The following is an 18306-nucleotide window of genomic DNA, read 5'->3' as shown; positions in this document are numbered from 1 at the left end:
ATCTATTTCCCTTCCAACCATTCCCTAGCATTTACAAAAGCCTCCAACCATGGTGTTACAACATCATCCTTACGATCCTTAGGGTAGTAAGCCCAGTTCCATGGAAATGTAGAACGTTCCAAGTGTGGCATCATAACGAGGTGACGGCCATCTTCAGAATTAAGCATTGCTGCATTGTAATCAGAATCATTAGGATTTGCAGGATAGCTATCATAAGCATACGTGGCTGGAATCTGGTAAGAACTGCGATCCATTGGTAGCTGGAATTTTCCTTCTCCGTGGGCAGCCCAGATTCCTAGTTTGCTTCCCGCTAATGATTTCAGCATGATGGAATTGTTCTCTGCTATTTCAACACTGGTAAAATTACACTCAAACTTACCAGAATCATTATGCAGCATTTTAGGCTTTATATCATGGTCTGGATTGATCAATCCTAATTCCACAAAAAGCTGACAACCATTACAAACGCCAATACTCATCGTGTCTGGTCTGGCAAAAAAGTTCTTTAAAGCTTTATTTGCCTTATCATTATAAAGGAAAGCTCCTGCCCATCCTTTGGCACTTCCCAGAACATCTGAATTTGAGAAACCACCTACCGCGGCAATGAATTGCATGTCTTCCAGATTTGCACGTCCAGCTATAAGATCTGTCATGTGGATATCTGTAACTTCAAATCCTGCTAGATGCATGGCTCGCGCCATTTCTCGCTCGCTGTTGCTTCCTTTTTCTCTGATAACCGCTGCCTTGATTTTTTTGGTAGGTTGTGAGGGTAATTTTCCATCAAATTGTGACGGGAATTGAAATCTTAATGGCTGATTCTTATAGTTTTCAAAACGCTCATCTGCTTTTCCATGAAGGGATTGCTGGCGATCGAGTAGGTGAGAGGTTTCATACCATTGATCCCTAGCTTTATTAACGTCAATACTGTGACCGTCAATTTCCATAAAGGGTTGGTCGATTGCTTTTCCTATATTGTAAAACTGGATTTCACTCTCTTTCAATACTTTTTCTACCGTCGTATCTGTGACTTGAATTATGACACCAGCGTTTTCTGAGAATTGGGTTTTGATTACGTCATCACCTAAATCTCTCAATGATAATTTCATTCCAATATTCTGGGAAGGAAAACACATTTCTAATAAGGTAGTAATCATTCCGCCGCTGGAGATGTCGTGACCTGCCAGTACTTTTCCTTCTTTAATGAGTTGCTGTATGGCATTAAACGCTTTCGCGAAAGCGGAAACATTTACCACATCGGGACACTCCGTTCCAATGGCGTTCATTGTTTGAGCAAAACTAGATCCACCCAATTTGAGCAAATCACTACTCATGTTTATGTAGTAAATAGGAGCGTCAAAATTGCGCTGCAATACCGGTTCCACAATATTCGTGATATCGTCACAAGTCCCGACAGAGCTGATGATCACAGTACCAGGAGCTAAAACATCCATGTCTGGATATTTCTGTTTCATACTAAGGCTGTCCTTACCTGTAGGAATATTGATGCCCAGTTCAATTGCAAAATCACTAACGGCTTCTACGGCTGCATACAACCTAGCATCCTCGCCAGGATTGTTGCAGGGCCACATCCAGTTCGCACTCAAACTAACACCACTTAGCCCTTTTTCTAATGGAGCAAAAACCAAATTTGTCAACGCCTCGGCAATCGCATTGCGGGAACCGGCGGCTGGATCTATTAATGCAGCGACTGGAGCGTGTCCTATGGTTGTGGCAACTCCATTTTTTCCATTGTAATCAATAGCCATAACTCCCACATTATTCAGTGGCAGTTGCAATTCACCACAGGTTTGCTGTTTGGCCACCCGACCTGTGACACAACGATCTACTTTATTAGTCAACCAGTCTTTACAAGCTACGGCTTCCATTTTGAGAACTTGTTCAAGATAGGTGTCAAAATGTTCCACCTGATAAACAATTTCCTTATACTGATGTGTAATGGTTTTATCGTCCATTATCGTTTTAGGACTGGAACCGAACATATCTTCCAACGCAAGGTCCATAGGACTGCGACCATCTTTCTCATTAAAAACAAATTTATTATCTCCAGTTACTTTTCCTACTTTATATAAAGGAGCGCGCTCGCGCGCTGCTATTTTTTCTAAAATAGGAGTGTCCTTAGCATCCATCACGATTCCCATGCGTTCTTGGGATTCGTTTCCTATCAATTCCTTACGAGATAGGGTAGGATCGCCTACGGGAAGTGCATTAACATCGATAACTCCGCCAGTTTCTTCCACTAATTCTGAGAGGCAATTCAAGTGTCCACCCGCACCATGATCATGAATGGATTTTATGGGATTGTTATCGCTTTCAACCAACCCACGTATCGCATTTGCCGCACGTTTTTGCATCTCTGGATTGGAACGTTGCACAGCGTTTAGCTCTAAACCCGAGTCAAGTGTGCCAGTATCAGAACTGGAAACTGCTGCACCACCCATACCAATTCTATAGTTGTCACCACCCATAACGATGATATCATCACCTGCAGACGGCGTTTTTTTCAACGCCTGTTCCAGTTTGCCATAACCTATTCCACCGGCCTGCATGATAACTTTATCATATCCTAGATTTTGATCACCTTCTTGATGTTCAAAAGTTAGAACAGAACCCACTATAAGAGGTTGTCCAAACTTATTTCCGAAATCACTAGCACCATTTGATGCTTTGATCAATATATCCATGGGGGTTTGATACAACCATTTTCTCGCTTCAAAACCATTTTCCCAAGGCCGATTTTCTTTCAACCTAGAATAACTGGTCATATAAACAGCAGTTCCCGCTAATGGCAAGGAGCCCTGACCGCCAGCTAATCGATCTCGGATTTCTCCTCCAGACCCTGTGGCCGCGCCATTGAATGGTTCTACCGTGGTTGGGAAGTTATGTGTTTCAGCCTTGAGCGAAATCACACTATCAAATAAACTCATCTGGTACACATCTGGTTTATCTGCGGTTGCCGGTGCAAATTGCTCGGCCTTTGGACCGCTTACAAAAGCAACGTTATCAGAATATGCGCTAACAATTCCGTTAGGGTTTTGTTTGCTGGTTTCTTTTATGAGTTTAAAAAGGGATGAGGGTTTTTCCTTTCCGTCGATAATAAAGGTGCCATTGAATATTTTATGACGACAATGTTCTGAATTTACCTGTGAGAACCCGAAAACTTCACTGTCGGTTAGTTTGCGTTCTAGTTTTTCAGATAAATTGATTAGATAATCAATCTCGTCATCATTTAAGGCCAGCCCTTCCTTCATATTGTAGGCGGCGATATCATCGATTTCCAGGACTTCCTCTGCCTCCACGTTGACATCGTATTGTGCCTGGTCCAGTCCATCAAACCTCTGCAATAACATTTTATCATGATCGGTATCATCCAGGCAGGAATGAAACTCCTCGATACGCTGGATGCCTTTGATTTCCATGTTTTGGGTGATTTCTACCGCATTTGTAGACCAGGGAGTAATGGTCGTAGCGCGTGGTCCCGTGAAATAACCTGGAATGGAATGGGCCTCAAACTTTGGTGCATTTGCAAACAGCCATTGCAATTTTTTATCGTCTTCATCTGATAAATCGTGCTGGGTTTGAACTGCGTAGATTAATTGAGTGGGATTACCGTAAAAATGGATCATTGTGAGCGCTTTTGTGGGCTTTGACAAAGATACTTTTTTAGAAATTTAATTGAGAGGTTTCCGCTTTCGCGAAAGCGAAATTACCACCAGTTTCTTAACAACCCTGCAAGTTCCCGTTCACTTCTAATTTCATGCGCAACATACCGCGGTATTCCCGTCGCATTTTAGGAGAATCCAGTGTAAACTGTTCAAATAATTTGAAGCCCAAATGCTTGTAAAAATTATAGGCAGAAAGCCGGGTGTCCATACATTCCAACCAGATGTACTGCTGTTTGTTTTTATGAGCCTCTTGGGAAAGCCATTGAATCACCTTTTTTCCTACTCCCTTACCGTGAGCAGATGGCGCAAGGTAGATCCTGTGTAATTTAACTGACGGTTCAATTGAACCAGTGGGAGTGGAGAGGTGATTTATGAACCTCAATATGCCAATAGGTGCTTCTTCAAAAATTATAAAATAATATGGTGCATTTGAAACTGCTAGTTCCAGTGTCAAATTTTCAGTATTAAACTGGGAGTCCACGTAATAACTACCATCATCAAACCACAAATGCTGGTAAACAGGACGATAAATATCCATCATAAGCGATGAAAGTTTCTTCTGGTCTGACACTTTAATCGGTTGTAAAAGCAAGCGGGCATTGATTCCAATAGGAGATCCGGTAGTTATCATCATTGTGCCTTATCAGTCGGTAATTTTATAGATCTCTACTTTGTTTTGCCTATTTAATGGTATTACTAATAATTTCTCTTTCTGCAGGTAAAGGATGTCTCCAACACTGATTTTGCTAGTGAAAAATAATTCTGTTACTCCACTTTTCGAAATTTTTAAAATTGTGCCCTTGCGCCAGTCTGAAATTAGAAAGTTTTGATCATCAAGAACTTGCAAACCATCAAGGTTTCCTTGAGGTGTTTCCGTTACTTGATCAATTATTTTTGTTGTGAGATCGACTTTTAAAAACCTACCTTGAGGGTTGCTCGCGTTGTTCGTTTTATCAGGTAATCCCCAAGCTGCGATGAATAAGGTATTATCTTTAACCAGCAGCCCATTGGGATTTTCTAATTTAGGACTGGAAAGCCAATTGGTAAATTTACCATCAGTTTCCAATTTATAAATGGATGAAGATCCCATATCAGAAACGTAGACATTCCCGTCAGCGTCTATAGCGACATCATTTAAAAACTGCTCAGTTCCTGTGGAGAACCGGTTCAGAATATTTCCAGTCTGCAGGTCAATTTCCACGAGTTCTGTTACATCTGAAACGTAAAGTTTGTTTTTATAGATCGCAATCCCCTTGGGGTTATTTAAACCTGTTGTGAAGGCAATATCTTCCATGCTACCGTCTAGTTGAAATGTGACAATAGATCCATCGCCAGGTTCTTGATTGCCTTGAATACTGGCATACAATAATTGAGTGCTTGCATCAAACGCAACAGATTCCACGTGTGCTAAGTCTGGAATCTCCACCACTAAATTCAAATTATATTTTGAAACAAAATCAAGATCATTTTGTGCGCATAATACGTTGCCTGAAAACAGGGCTAAACTGATAATTAAAAACCGGATCGTCATAAAATGTTCAATTTGAGAATAGAACCATTGATTATAAAACTGATAATGAATGATTTAAAAATATTAATATGATTAAATAAATGTGATTATAACCTCAATTTCCAGATCTCATGAAGAGGATCTCCTTTACTTGACATTCCTTTATGGATCCAATCTCCATTACTAAGTTCAAAATTGAAATCTAAACTCGCGCCAACTCTAGAATCATCTTTAGAAAAGAACTCTATATTTTCTGTGTAAACACCATCAACAGTGGTGTAAGATCCCCCACCAGTTCCCATAAATTCTTTCGTTTCAGTATTATAAGCTATCCACTGAAATCTAGTACCAGATAAAATTTTCATGGTTTTTCTAGGAATATTAGCGTCTCTGATTTGCTCTTTACCATCTTTAACCCTTCCCGACATGAGCCAGGCTCCGCTTAGTTTACCTGAAGTTCCATGATCTATGCGGTCAAAAAGCATATTTGAATCCAGAACATATAATTTGTCTTCTTCTAAAGATATCTTTAGCGAAATTGTTGTTCCTACGTTTTGTGGTTGTCGGGAATCAAATTCTATTTTTCCGCTCAAAACTCCATTCTTAACAACAAATGACCCTCCCAAAGTACTCATGAATCTTCCCGAGTACGCATCATAAATTGTCTGGGTACCATAACCATTAGCAAAGACTAAAACTGTTTTTATGATCTGACCGGTAGGTGTCTCCACGGTGTTTTCCCATGCACCGTTAAGGTCTTGAGCTTTTACCGTCCAGCATATTACAGTCATTGTTAACATCAGAATGTATTTCATAAAACGTTCCTATTGAGCCTATTCAAAGTTATGTATAAATTGTAAATATCGAATTTTGACGTTCTAAACTAAAAAATCCTCAGCCTATAAAGGTTGAGGACTTTTTTCAATAAAAAGTGGATTCTATTCTACGATCACTTTAAAAACTCTTGCGACCGTATTGGTTTGAATTTTCACCAGATAGATTCCCTGGTTTTCAATTGTAAATTGACTGTTGACCAGTTTCTGACTGGACAATTGTCTTCCGGCAACATCAAATATTGAAATCTGTGCCTCTCCTAGAAGACCTTTGACATGGAAGACACCTTTTGATGGATTAGGATAAACTTGAAACAAGCTTAATGCCTTATCATTTTCTCCTGCGGTTGCTCCATAGGTATGTTGACCTAAATCTGTAGAGGTATTTCTAGGGAAAGAATTCCACTCGGCAGCAAGATTAAAATTAAGGTTAGGTCCAGTGACACTCGATTTTCTTACTAGAGTAACATCTTTAGCAAAATCTGCAGCACCGCCATTAAAAGTTCCGACAATATCAATCAACACATCATCTTTAAACAAGCCTACGGGATCATTCCCATTAAAATCTATTGCACTCGAGCCAGTGCTTGGGATTGCCAGATCTGCCTGGGCTAGAATATTAGAATCTGTAGCTCCATCATTGATAATTACGTAAACTTCACCATCGTTAAGTGATCCTAAAAGGTCAACGGCACCTTCATAAGTAGCTCCTCCACTTGCATTACGTTGAATGGAATAGGTAGAAAGATCAACCGTTACACCTGTAAAGTTTGCAATCTCTATCGCTTTATTTAAACCAGAACCTTCTATATATTCAGAGATAAACAAGTCGTTTGAAGTTATAACAGGTTCACCATTGTAGGTATGCATGCCTAGATCAGTAGAAGTATTGCGGGTAAATGAATTCCATTCTCCAGCCAGATCAAATGTAGTTGTGGGGCCTAAAACTTCCGCTTTACGAAGCAAAGTAACATCCTTACCAAATTCAACACGAACCCCAAAGGTTCCTACGATGTCAATTAATACATCGTTCTTGAACAACCCTACAGGGTCATCTCCATTAAAATCAATTACAGCACTACCAGTGCTGGTAATAACTAGGTCTGCTTGAGCTACAATATTAGATTCGTCTGCTTTATTGTTAATTACAACATACACCTCACCATCATTTAGAGTTCCTTCCAAAACTGCATTTCCAATCCATGCACCTTCACCATTACCATCTCGCTTTAATGAATAATTAGAAAGATCAACAGCAGCACCAGTGAAGTTTGCGATTTCTATGGCTTTATTAAAACCAGAACCTTCTATGTATTCAGAAATGAACAAGTCATTTGAACCACCGCCTCCCGTTCTAGGAAAAGGAAGGTCTGTTACCGTGATATCATCTGGGTAGGAATCATTATCGCTATCCACATTTGTGCTAATGCTAGGATCATCACTTATCCCATTGATAATACTACCATCATTGGTGCTTTCTGTGTTCGCTTTAAACGAAGTTTGATTTGTAACACATTCACAGGAACTGTCTATATCTTCTTGCTTGATCGTATAAGTTAACACTCCTGAGAAATTAGTGCTTGTCGCACCAGGTGCTAGATTTTCTAATTGAAGCGGTGTTTCAAACAGACCCTTCTCACTAGCAATATTGATGTTATATAATATTTTATTACCTGCATTGGTAATGCTGTAAACGTATTCAATTTGATCACCTACATTCACATTTCCATCATTATCAGCGTCAACATAACTTCCAACTAAATCTCCTTTAACAGCTACAATGTTTTCTATGTCACCCCATATAGAGCTTGCATATTGTGGGTTATCAATAAACGGATTGCGATTGTTTTGATGTACATACACCTCATTATTCCGATCCCGTTCTCTGGTGCTTACAGGATCCTGTGCGTGCCATTTGAGTAATAAATTAATGAACCAGGCATCATACCATTGCCCTTTAATAGGTCCCCCTCGTGGGTCACGCTCGTTATCAAAATTATCCCAATTGTTATCATTCCAGTTGTCCTCATAACGCGTCGCAAAATATAGCAGACTTCTGGCAACATCACCTTTAAATTCATCAATAGGTTCAAAGACAATTAATGTGTATCCTGGAGTTATTGAATTCCCTAATTTACTCCCGTTACTGGAGGTATAGCTCGCTGTGCCCACCTCTCCGAATGGATAATTATTACGTCTATTGTTTACTAAAATATCTGAGGGAACCACATGATGGGCATCATTGCGCATGAGTTCTTGCCCATTAAAAAATCCCTGTGGATATAAGTGTTCTCTATTAAAACCACCGCCTTCTTCATTTGCACTGGCACCACTTTGTTCAAAAGTATAATTGTATGCATCTGCACCAGTGGGATTCTCTGAATAGATATCGAGAATGGTAGTTGCTTGATCAATATTTCCTTCTTGACCTGGATAGTATTCATCGTTATCAGATGTTGCATATAACGTCAAAAGATCGCCGTAGGTTCTGGAGTTGAAGCCATTAGAAATAATAGCTTTCAATTCAGTTTTTAACTGAAAACCACTCAGGCTTTCAGCACTATCATAATAACCAGTCGGAGCCTGGGCCGTACCCAGATAACTAATTAATATTAGAGCAATCAGGGTAATTTTTTTCATGGGATAGTTTTTACTTGTTACGTTTCAGCCTGGCCATATAGAAACCGTCAAAGCCATCTCGATGGGCTAATAGTGACTTTGAATCTAATAATTCAAAATTGGTCCCAGCCTCTGATTTTAAGAAGGAGTCCACTTGTTCTTCATTTTCTGATGGGAAAATAGAGCAGGTGGCGTACACCATAATTCCATCTGGTTTCAATACGCGACTGTAAGATTGAAGAATCTCTTGCTGGGTCTCTTTAATTTTTTCTATAAACTCTGGCTGCAGCTTCCACTTAGCATCAGGATTACGACGCAAGACTCCCAGTCCGCTGCAGGGAGCATCAATTAGAAGCCTATCAATTTTACTGTCCAGTTTCTTGATGACCTTAGTGGTATCAATCAATCTTGTTTCAATGTTATGAGCACCGGCACGACGTGCACGGCGTTTTAGTTCATGAAGTTTACCTTTATATATGTCTGTCGCAATGACCTGGCCTTTATTCTCCATCAGGGCAGCAAGGTGCAATGCTTTTCCACCGGCACCAGCGCAAGCATCCATCACACGCAATCCAGAGTCAACTTCTAAAAATGGAGCTATAGTTTGAGACCCGGCATCTTGAACTTCAAAAAGCCCATTTTGAAACATCTGGGTCTGGAAAACGTTTGCGCGCTCCTTTAATATAAGGGCATCAGGAAAACGCTCGTCCGTCGTAGTTTGAATTTCTTCAGCCAGCAATTTCTCTTGTAGAGTTTTGACGTCAGTTTGCAAGGTGTTTGTTCTCAGGACAACTTCCGCTTGCTTGTTCATGGCCGCCATTTCCTTAGTCCACAACTCGTCTCCCAGTTCTTTGCGACCCATTTCATCCAGCCAGTCTGGAATGGATTCCCGGTATTTTAGGTCTGAGGATAACTCATCAAACTTTCCTTTGATCCTGCGTACCGGCGTGTTGTAATATTCCTCCCATGCAGGAATATCGTGGCCTTTAAGGACGATCCATACCGCCGTCATTCTCCATAAATCACCAGAATTGAAAGGCTCTTTTACGTTTGCAATCGCAGCATACAATCTTTTGTAGCGCACGATGTCGTATGTAGTTTCTGCAATGAAACCGCGGTCTCTTGCGCCCCAGCGTGTGTCACGCTTCAGGATTTGTTGAATGGCTTGATCAGCATATTTGCCGTCATTAAATGTCTGATGCAACGCATCGACTGTTCCCTGTACTAAATTATGATGAAATCTCATGGCGCAAAAATACAGCTAACTTATGGCTCATAATGTTACGAAATGGTTGTTTTTTGCAATGTGTATGAGGAAGTGTTCCGCTTTCGCGAAAGCGGAACGCACATCAATCACAAAAACTTAATTTAATTTACATGTATTACCGATTCATTTTTGCACTTTTCATCATGCTTTCTTCCTGCAAAACAGAGCAAGAAAAGGAAGTCTCTTTAGAAGAAGTTTCTTCTATTGAAATTACATCAATTTCAAATGACTCCATAAGTATTCGTGCACTGGAGCGCGCCGGTAATGGTTTCTGGTTTGCAGGAAGTAAAGGCGCTTATGGATCGATAGCTGATAGTACAATGCAGGTGTCTAAGGGAAGCGTGGTCTATAAAGACTACCAGCCGCTGGAGTTTAGGTCCATTGCGGTAACCAGTAGCTTTACCTTTATTTTGACCGCGGGAAATCCAGGGTTAATCTATCGCATATCTCATGAGAATGATTCCTTAGCGCTTGTTTATGAAGAAATAGGTGAGACTGTTTTCTATGACAGTATGAAATTTTGGAACGATACGGATGGCGTTGCGTTGGGTGACCCACAAGAAGACTGTTTTACCGTATTAATTACGAATGATGGTGGCGAAAGTTGGAATAAAATCTCTTGTGATGTACTTCCTAAAATTAAAAAAGGAGAAGCAGCATATGCTGCCAGCAATTCTAATATCGAGCTGCAAGGTGATCAAATATGGATAGTAACCGGTGGGATGGCGAGCCGTGTATTACACAGTGCAGATCGTGGTAAATCATGGGAAGTCCTAGAAACTCCAATAGTTAAAGGTGGTGAAATGACTGGAATCTATGCAATTGATTTTTACGATGAAAATCTAGGAGCTATTATGGGAGGAGATTGGAACCAGAAGGACGAATCTACCTCAAATAAGGCGATTACAAAGGACGGTGGTAAAACTTGGAACTTACTATCTGATGGCAAAGGTCCCGGTTATAACAGTGATATTTCATTTGTTCCTGGAACTGGCGGTAATGAATTAATTGCCGTAGGATCACCTGGAATATGGTGGAGTGGAGATCAAGGAACCTCCTGGAAAAAACTTTCTGATCAGGGTTTTTACACGGTTTCTTTTAAAGATTCCAATAGCGGAATGCTAGCTGGAAGTAATCAAATCAGTTCTTTTCAATTGATTAGAAATTAGACAAGCCGATCAACGGCAATGTTTTAAAATACATATATAATTGATATATAAGCATTTACGTTTTTAAACATTTCAAATATTTAAAAACATATCGCAGAATGATCGACGAAAGGTGTCGACGACCTACCTTTAAATCGGTTTAAGTAAATAAGCACCTTATGTTTAGATTTGTTGTTTATTAAAATATAGCGGTGGAGATCGCTAATTTAAAAGAGAGGAGCAATCTTCTCTTTTTTTATGCGCTGTTTTAAAATTATTTCTGAACGGTGTTCAAAATTTCGTTGACTGCCGTTTGATAATTTCTCGAACCGCCTGATTTCTTAATTTTCTTGATAATTTTTTGTGGGTTGTCAAATTGCTCTGCAAAATAACCCCAGAATCCCTGCATCTTCATTTTAATAGGAGTTGGCCCTTGAAGAAACTCATCGTATTGTGTATAAATGCGATCGTGAAATTCTCTAAATTTCTCCCATCGATCTAACGGATATTCTTCTTGGTCATTTCTAATCATGAACGGCAACCACGGGTCTGCAATCAGCCCACGGCCTATCATAAAATGGTCAATGGAAGGGAAGCGCTCTTGACGCTCCTTAAAAATAGATACACTGGTAATGTCACCGTTGTAATACAATTTTTGTTTGGCACGATCCACACATTTCTGGAATGCTTCTAAATCAACGCCACCTTTATACAGCTGCTTTCCTGTACGTGCATGAATAGCAATATTCTTAAGAGGGTACTTCTCTAGGGTTTCGAAGGTGTCTAGAATTTCGCCGGAATGTTCATAACCCATTCTCATTTTCATAGAAATAAGAACGTCAGTTTCATCATGAACTCGTTTTAAAATATGATCTATTCCTTCATGATTGCAGATCAATCCAGAGCCCATCCCACGTTTTGTAACCATCGGGTAGGGACAGCCTAGATTCCAGTTTAATTCTGTATACCCTAAGGATTTAATATAATTAGCTGCGAGCAAAAACTCATCAGCATCTGCAGTCATTACTTGCGGGATTAATTCTGGAACATGATTATTTTCTGGATCCAGATCACGCTGATAGGAAGATTTTATTTCCAGCTTCCCATTAAATCTGATATATGGCGCGTAAAAAGTATCTATTCCACCAAAAAATTCATGGAACGCATTGCGAAACCTGAAATCGGTAAAGCCTTGTAAAGGAGAGGAAAGTAATTTGAAATCTTGGGGCATCAATTTGTTTTATAAACTCGGGTCAAATCTAAAATATTGATTCCGTTGGTTCCCAGTCCATGCACCTTTTTACTAATGAATCGAACGGACTGGTCGTAATACAAAGGTATGATGGCAGCCCTTGCAATAATTAAGGAATCCATCTGAACGTATAATTTCTGACGCTCTTTCGAATTGGGGTTTGAAAGTGCCTGTTCATACAACGCATCATAAGCGGGATCTGAAAAATGAGTATAATTGGGACCGTTGGGAGAAAAGTTCTTGGAATAGAACAGGGATAAATAATTTTCCGCATCTGGATAATCTGCAATCCAGCTGGATCTAAAAACATCCAGTTGCCCGGCGCTGCGCGCCTGGCGCAATGTGGAAGGTGGCATGACATCGATGTCAACCTTAATTCCAACTTTATCAAGTTCTTTTTGAATGTATTCACACAAGTCTAGGTAATTTGCATTGGTACTGATCGTCACTTGCGGATTCTCATCACCGGTTTCTTGCTTGTATTCTGAAACTAGTTTCCGTGCCAATGATGGATCATATTCATATCCTGTGATTTTTCCTCCAGCTGGAAGTCCTGCTGGGATAAAACCACTGTTCGCGGGCGTTCCTATGTTGTTTCTTAGGTATTTGATCATTTGCTTGCGGTCAAATCCTAGATTGATCGCAGTACGTAGTTTTAAGCTTTGAAGTTCAGGAGTTTTACTATCCAGTTGCAATCCTAGATACTCTGTATTTAAAAAAGGAGCTTTAATCATATTCACGCTGGAAACGTAAGCAGGTTTGAGTTCTCCTTGAGTGGTTAGCAGCTCGTCTTTATAGCTGGGGTCTAGTGCATTAATGAAATCCAAATTTCCCTGAGCGAACTCTAAAAATTCTGATTGTTTGTCATTCTTGAACGTGATCGCTACAGCTTCTAAATAGGGTAGTGGTTTACCTTCGTCATCAATTTCATGATAATTTGAATTCCGCCTTAGAACCAGCTTCACATTTTCCTCCCAGCGTTTTTTATAAAAAGGACCTGTTCCTATAGGATTGGAACGCTGATCATAATCGGCATTCAACCGATTTACATCTGGAATCACAGAACAATATTTCATGGTCAGCAATCCTAAAAAGGCGGGAAAAGGCTGTTTTAGTTCGATAACCAATTCCTTTTTACTAATTGCTGTAATCGTACTTACATTTCCCATAACCCATGATCCAGGCGAGGCAATGTTAGGATCTGTTAGTCTTTCTAAGGCATATTTAAAGTCGGCTGCCGTGACTTTTTCATTCTTTTTTGAAGATGGTTTTGAATTCGTAGTTTTTGTGGAATCGGCTTGAGATAATGAACCTTTTTCAGCTTTAAATGCTGTATTCTCGTGGAAATAAATACCTTCTTTTAAAATAAAGGAATACTTTAATCCATCATCACTTACTAACCAGCTATCAGCGAGATCTGGAACAACCTCAAGATCATTATCTAACTTTACTAACCCATTGTAAATCAAATTGCAGGCCCAAATATTGCGCTGGTCTTTTGAGAAAGCAGGATCAAGACTGGTGATATTTGCGTGCTCGTTGTACCTGAAAACGGTGGTAGGATCTATCTCTACACTGTCGTTATTGCAACTGATGCATGTGAAGGATAAAATAGCTAACCAGAAAAGTGATTTCATGGCGGCAAAGATACTGGATGTAGGACTTTAAAAAGAACAAGAATGAACGGCTGGTACTGCATTGTTATTACTCTCTAAATATCAATTAGGTAAAGTTGGGAGGCCGCATGAATGCCAGTATCTTTGCAAACTATTACAAATGGTTATGAATGCAGTTGCAGACAAAAAATCGGTTGCTTTTTACACGCTGGGTTGCAAGCTCAATTTTAGCGAGACTTCTACGATAGCGCGTGATTTTGATACGCAAGGTTATGAGCGCAAGGAATTTGAAGAGGCGGCAGATATTTATGTCATCAACACTTGTAGCGTTACTGAAAATGCTGACAAGCGATTCAAATCCATAGTTAAAAAAGCCCAAAAGCAAAACAAAGACGCTTTTACCATTGCCATAGGTTGTTATGCACAGTTAAAGCCTGAAGAATTGGCTGCCGTTGACGGTGTCGATTTGGTTTTAGGCGCCACAGAAAAGTTCAAGATTACAGACTACATCAACCAACTTTCAAAAGACGAACCAGCACAGATACATTCCTGCGAGATTGATGAGGCAGACTTCTACGTTGGTTCTTATTCCATAGGCGATAGAACACGCGCTTTTTTGAAAGTTCAGGATGGTTGCGACTATAAATGTACCTATTGCACGATACCGCTGGCCCGTGGAATTTCCCGCAGTGATGCCATGGAAAATGTACTTCAAAATGCTCGAGACATCGCCGCTCAGGATATCAAGGAAATTATCTTGACTGGCGTGAACATAGGAGATTATGGTAAAGGTGAATTTGGCAATAAAAAGCATGAACATACCTTTTTAGATCTCGTTACAGAACTTGATAAGGTGGAAGGGATCGAACGTTTGCGTATTTCTTCCATTGAGCCTAATTTATTGAAGAACGAAACCATTGATTTGGTTTCTCGTTCCAGAGCTTTTGTTCCGCATTTCCACATACCGTTGCAGTCAGGAAACAATGAATTGCTGGGTAAAATGAAAAGGCGTTATAATAGGGAGTTATACGTGGATCGCGTTTCCCGCATTAAGCAAAGCATGCCCGATTGCTGCATAGGTGTTGACGTGATTGTAGGTTTTCCTGGAGAATCTGACGAGCATTTTATGGACACCTACAAATTCTTGAGCGATTTGGATATTTCATACCTGCACGTTTTTACGTATTCAGAACGTGATGATACAGAAGCCGCGGTGATGGACGGTGTCGTTCCCATGAACATCCGTAAAAAGCGGTCAAAAATGTTGCGCGGTCTTTCCGTGAAAAAGCGTCGTGCGTTCTACGAAAGTCAGATAGGGAAAGAGAAAACGGTGCTTTGGGAGGCAGAAAATAAGGAAGGTTTCATTCATGGATTCACAGAGAATTATGTGAAGGTTAAAACCTATTACAATCCAGAATTTGTCAATCAACTACACCAAGTTCAGCTTGCAGATATTGATGAAGACGGCACGGTTCGCGTCGAACTTTTATAATTAGTTCCTTCCAACGAGATTATTAAATATTTCGCTTTCGCGAAAGCGGAATATCCACTACATTTATACCTAAGATACATAGGTATGTCACAACCTTCATTATATCGTGGAAATTTAACCGCCATCGTGCTCCAGCTTTTGGAAACCGATGGTCGTATGTATGGTTATGAAATCACCCAAAAAGTGAAGGACAAAACCAATGGCTCTCTGCAAATTAAAGAAGGCGCTTTATACCCGATATTACATAAACTTGAAGCAGAAAATTTCTTGACGGTAGAGGTGGAGAAGGTTGGAAAACGAATACGCAAATATTATAAAATCACGGAAGCGGGTGAAAAAGAACGGATAAGTCAGCTTGCAGCTTTGAAAGAATACATGGCTACCATGGAACAATTGTTTAATCCTAAATTGAGTTATTGATGTCAAAACTAACCGATGAGCAAGTGAATTCCCTATTTAAATTCACCCGACAGCATTTTGTAGAATTTTATGATCTTCAAACGGAACTTGTAGATCATATGGCCAATGGCATTGAAACACTATGGTTATCGCATCCAGATTTGACCTTTGAACAGGCTCGCGATCGGGAATTTAAAAAGTTCGGCGTTTTTGGGTTTATGAATGTTGTAGAAAAACGTCAGGCTGCTATGGGAAGTAAGTATAATAGAATAGTTTGGAAACATTTTAAGGAATACATGAAGGTTCCCAAAATTGTGGAATTTGCACTTGCCATACTAGCAACTTACTTCATCTTAAAGCTATCTTCATTTTCAGAAGTGTTTTTTTTAGGAGGTATACTGATGCTAATCGTATTTTATATAATAGGCTTGTATTTTCAACGCAGACGGATCAATAAAAATAAAAGTAAGAGCGATGATAAAAAATGGATGTTCAAAGAAATGATATATAGTCATGGGGCTCTAGGTGGTATTGCAATAGTACCATTGCATTTTTTCAATATATTCAGCGGAATTACAGAATTTAATTCTATGAATGACTATTGGTTTATTGCGCTTAGTATTACTATTTGCAGCTTTTATCTATTCCTTTATATAATGATTATTGAAATCCCTAAAAGAGCAGAGGAATATTTAGAGCAGACCTATCCAGAATATAAATTTGCAGATTAAAAGCGGTTTGAAACTGATATGTTTAAGATATCTGTGGGTGTTATAAGATGTTGAATATGACAGGCAACGTATAAGAGACGTTAGCCGGTTTACCATCCTGTAAGCCTGGTTTCATTTTTGGTAATGTTTTGAGAATGCGAATCGCCTCTTGTTCAAACAGTGGATTTAATGATATCACTTTAATATCTGTAATTTTACCTTCTTTATTAATTGTAAAAAAACAAGAATTTGTAATGCGCCCTGAAAGTCCAGTTTCTAAGGCAATTTCTGTATCAAATTCTCGGGTTATTTGCTTGGCAAGTGACTTTTGTAAACAACTCGCCTTTAAATCGTCGGATTTTTCATTTTCGCAACCTGGAAATATGGGGACTTGTTCAATTAATTGAAACTGTACAGGATCCGAATCGTTTCCATCATTATCGTTTTTGCTTTTTTGCTCCTTCAGATATTGCAATCGAGCTGTTGATCTTTCAAGGCCTATCTGAGCAAATTGATAATTAGGGTCTGTAGAATTCGTCAATTCAAGAGAAGTGGAATAAGCTTTTTTTGCTGCCTCAAAATCCCTTCTAGCAAATTCTATATTTCCTAATGCATAGGATAATCCAGCGCTGCTATCGACATTATAGTCTAAGATAAATTGTTCTAAAAGCTGTTTAGCATCATTAAAATCGCCATGACCGTAAGCATTTTTTATCTCATTTAAAGCGACGGTATCTTGTACTATTTGAGACCTTGAGGATTGACTGAAAAGCGTTCCCGTGCTTAGCGATAGTATGAAAACGAAAGTAAATAATTTCATTATTTGTAATTTAAGCCCTCTTCAGGTCGTAGTAATTTTATAAAGTTAATATCCAAATTTAGATAAAAACCTCAAGCACAATCGGTTTGTCTATTGCAGTTCAAATATAATAGGAAGTCCATAAATGACATTGACGGGAACTCCTTTTTGCGTGCCTGGAGTGAGTTGAGGCAGCAACTTAACAACTCTTATAGCTTCAAATTCTAACAAGGGATGAATGGATTGCGCCTTAATGATTTCTACGGTTCCTTCCTTATTGACTTTAATATTCATCAGTAGATTTACCTTTCCCGTGAGACCAGTGGCACTCGCAAGGTCTGTTCTAAAGTTAGAAACTATAAACTGTGCGATGGATTGTTGCAGGCATGATTTTAATTGCGCGTTAGTAGTTGAACTCTCGCAACCTGGATACACAGGGATTTTTTCTATAACCGAAAAAGGCAGGTCATTTTCTGGATTTTTTTCAGAGATATTAAATTTTGACGCTTCTTTAGCTTTCAACAATGCATAGCTTTCTACTATTTCACTAGTCGAATCTTTTTCGATTCTGGAATTAACGCGGTCTAATCCTATGTAGATAGCACTCAAATCTGCATCAGAGTTGTTGGCTAGCTGCAGGCTTTTTAGATAGGCTGTGCGTGCAGCCGGTAAATTTTGCAGTGCAAATTCAATATTCCCTTTAAATACATAAAACGGATATTCATCCTTGATTAGATCCTTTGATAATGCGATATCCATCCAATTATTAGCTTCTGTAAAGTCTTTATTTCGATAGGCTTTTGCGGCTTTTTCTAAAAATGCAAGTTCTTTTTTCTGGGTGCGTGTCAATTTAGTTTGTGCAGAACCATAAAAACTTAGGTTAAGAGCAATAATGAGGATAAATAATTTCACGTGTTTTTGACCAAATATAACTACTGTGCCCGTTTGAATCAAAACTTAACATCCTGTTAATTTAAT

The 18306-nt window shown here is 39.4% G+C and carries 14 protein-coding genes; 4 read left to right on the top strand and 10 right to left on the bottom strand.

The window, feature by feature from the left end:
• Positions 1-2: 2 nt before the first annotated feature.
• From purL to IQ282_RS14405, 6 genes are all read right to left on the bottom strand, one after another.
• A complete protein-coding gene (gene purL / locus IQ282_RS14430) occupies positions 3-3644 on the bottom strand; it encodes a phosphoribosylformylglycinamidine synthase (RefSeq protein ID WP_194852692.1) in 3642 nt (1213 codons plus the stop codon).
• Between the two features lie 94 nt (positions 3645-3738).
• Positions 3739-4317 carry a GNAT family N-acetyltransferase gene (locus IQ282_RS14425; protein WP_194852573.1) on the bottom strand — a complete coding sequence of 193 codons (579 nt, stop codon included), beginning with the start codon at positions 4315-4317 and terminating at the stop codon, positions 3739-3741.
• A gap of 9 nt (positions 4318-4326) precedes the next feature.
• Positions 4327-5214 carry an SMP-30/gluconolactonase/LRE family protein gene (locus IQ282_RS14420; protein WP_194852572.1) on the bottom strand — a complete coding sequence of 296 codons (888 nt, stop codon included), beginning with the start codon at positions 5212-5214 and terminating at the stop codon, positions 4327-4329.
• An 86-nt stretch (positions 5215-5300) separates the two neighbouring features.
• Positions 5301-6008 (bottom strand): membrane or secreted protein, encoded by a 708-nt coding sequence (locus tag IQ282_RS14415; protein ID WP_194852571.1) that lies wholly within the window; start codon positions 6006-6008, stop codon positions 5301-5303.
• 123 nt (positions 6009-6131) lie between these two features.
• A complete protein-coding gene (locus tag IQ282_RS14410; protein ID WP_194852570.1) occupies positions 6132-8666 on the bottom strand; it encodes an endonuclease in 2535 nt (844 codons plus the stop codon).
• Between the two features lie 10 nt (positions 8667-8676).
• Positions 8677-9891 (bottom strand): RsmB/NOP family class I SAM-dependent RNA methyltransferase, encoded by a 1215-nt coding sequence (locus tag IQ282_RS14405; protein ID WP_194852569.1) that lies wholly within the window; start codon positions 9889-9891, stop codon positions 8677-8679.
• A 131-nt stretch (positions 9892-10022) separates the two neighbouring features.
• On the opposite strand from IQ282_RS14405, the gene IQ282_RS14400 reads away from it, so the two are divergent.
• Positions 10023-11081 (top strand): WD40/YVTN/BNR-like repeat-containing protein, encoded by a 1059-nt coding sequence (locus IQ282_RS14400; RefSeq protein WP_194852568.1) that lies wholly within the window; start codon positions 10023-10025, stop codon positions 11079-11081.
• Between the two features lie 253 nt (positions 11082-11334).
• Here IQ282_RS14400 and IQ282_RS14395 read toward each other — a convergent pair whose 3' ends face one another.
• On the bottom strand, positions 11335-12291 hold the full coding sequence (locus IQ282_RS14395; RefSeq protein WP_194852567.1) for a tRNA dihydrouridine synthase: 957 nt from the start codon (positions 12289-12291) through the stop codon (positions 11335-11337).
• Complete coding sequence (locus tag IQ282_RS14390) at positions 12291-13949, bottom strand: ABC transporter substrate-binding protein (RefSeq protein ID WP_194852566.1); 1659 nt, start codon at positions 13947-13949, stop codon at positions 12291-12293. Before IQ282_RS14390 ends, IQ282_RS14395 begins: the two co-directional genes overlap by 1 nt.
• 139 nt (positions 13950-14088) lie before the next feature.
• Here IQ282_RS14390 and mtaB point away from each other — a divergent pair, with 139 nt between their 5' ends.
• The 3 genes from mtaB (at position 14089) to IQ282_RS14375 (ending at position 16550) form a co-directional block, all read left to right on the top strand.
• Positions 14089-15420, top strand: coding sequence for a tRNA (N(6)-L-threonylcarbamoyladenosine(37)-C(2))-methylthiotransferase MtaB (gene mtaB, locus IQ282_RS14385; protein WP_228547343.1), 1332 nt, complete (start codon positions 14089-14091; stop codon positions 15418-15420).
• An 84-nt stretch (positions 15421-15504) separates the two neighbouring features.
• Positions 15505-15840 (top strand): PadR family transcriptional regulator, encoded by a 336-nt coding sequence (locus IQ282_RS14380; RefSeq protein WP_194852565.1) that lies wholly within the window; start codon positions 15505-15507, stop codon positions 15838-15840.
• Entirely contained in the window at positions 15840-16550 is a 711-nt protein-coding gene (locus IQ282_RS14375) for a hypothetical protein (RefSeq protein ID WP_194852564.1), read from the top strand. Before IQ282_RS14380 ends, IQ282_RS14375 begins: the two co-directional genes overlap by 1 nt.
• A 40-nt stretch (positions 16551-16590) precedes the next feature.
• Here the strand turns inward: IQ282_RS14375 and IQ282_RS14370 are convergent, their stop codons facing one another.
• Positions 16591-17349, bottom strand: a complete 759-nt coding sequence (locus IQ282_RS14370; protein ID WP_194852563.1) for an energy transducer TonB — start codon at positions 17347-17349, stop codon at positions 16591-16593.
• A 90-nt stretch (positions 17350-17439) separates the two neighbouring features.
• The gene (locus IQ282_RS14365) at positions 17440-18240 is read right to left on the bottom strand and encodes an energy transducer TonB (protein ID WP_194852562.1); all 801 of its coding nucleotides are present in this window, start codon (positions 18238-18240) and stop codon (positions 17440-17442) included.
• Positions 18241-18306: the final 66 nt, after the last annotated feature.

Origin of the sequence: Nonlabens antarcticus (genome assembly GCF_015356755.1) — a bacterium.
Classification (GTDB): Bacteria; Bacteroidota; Bacteroidia; order Flavobacteriales; family Flavobacteriaceae; genus Nonlabens; species Nonlabens antarcticus.
Note: the sequence above shows the minus strand (reverse complement) of the source record. Positions and strands in the feature narration are given on the sequence as shown.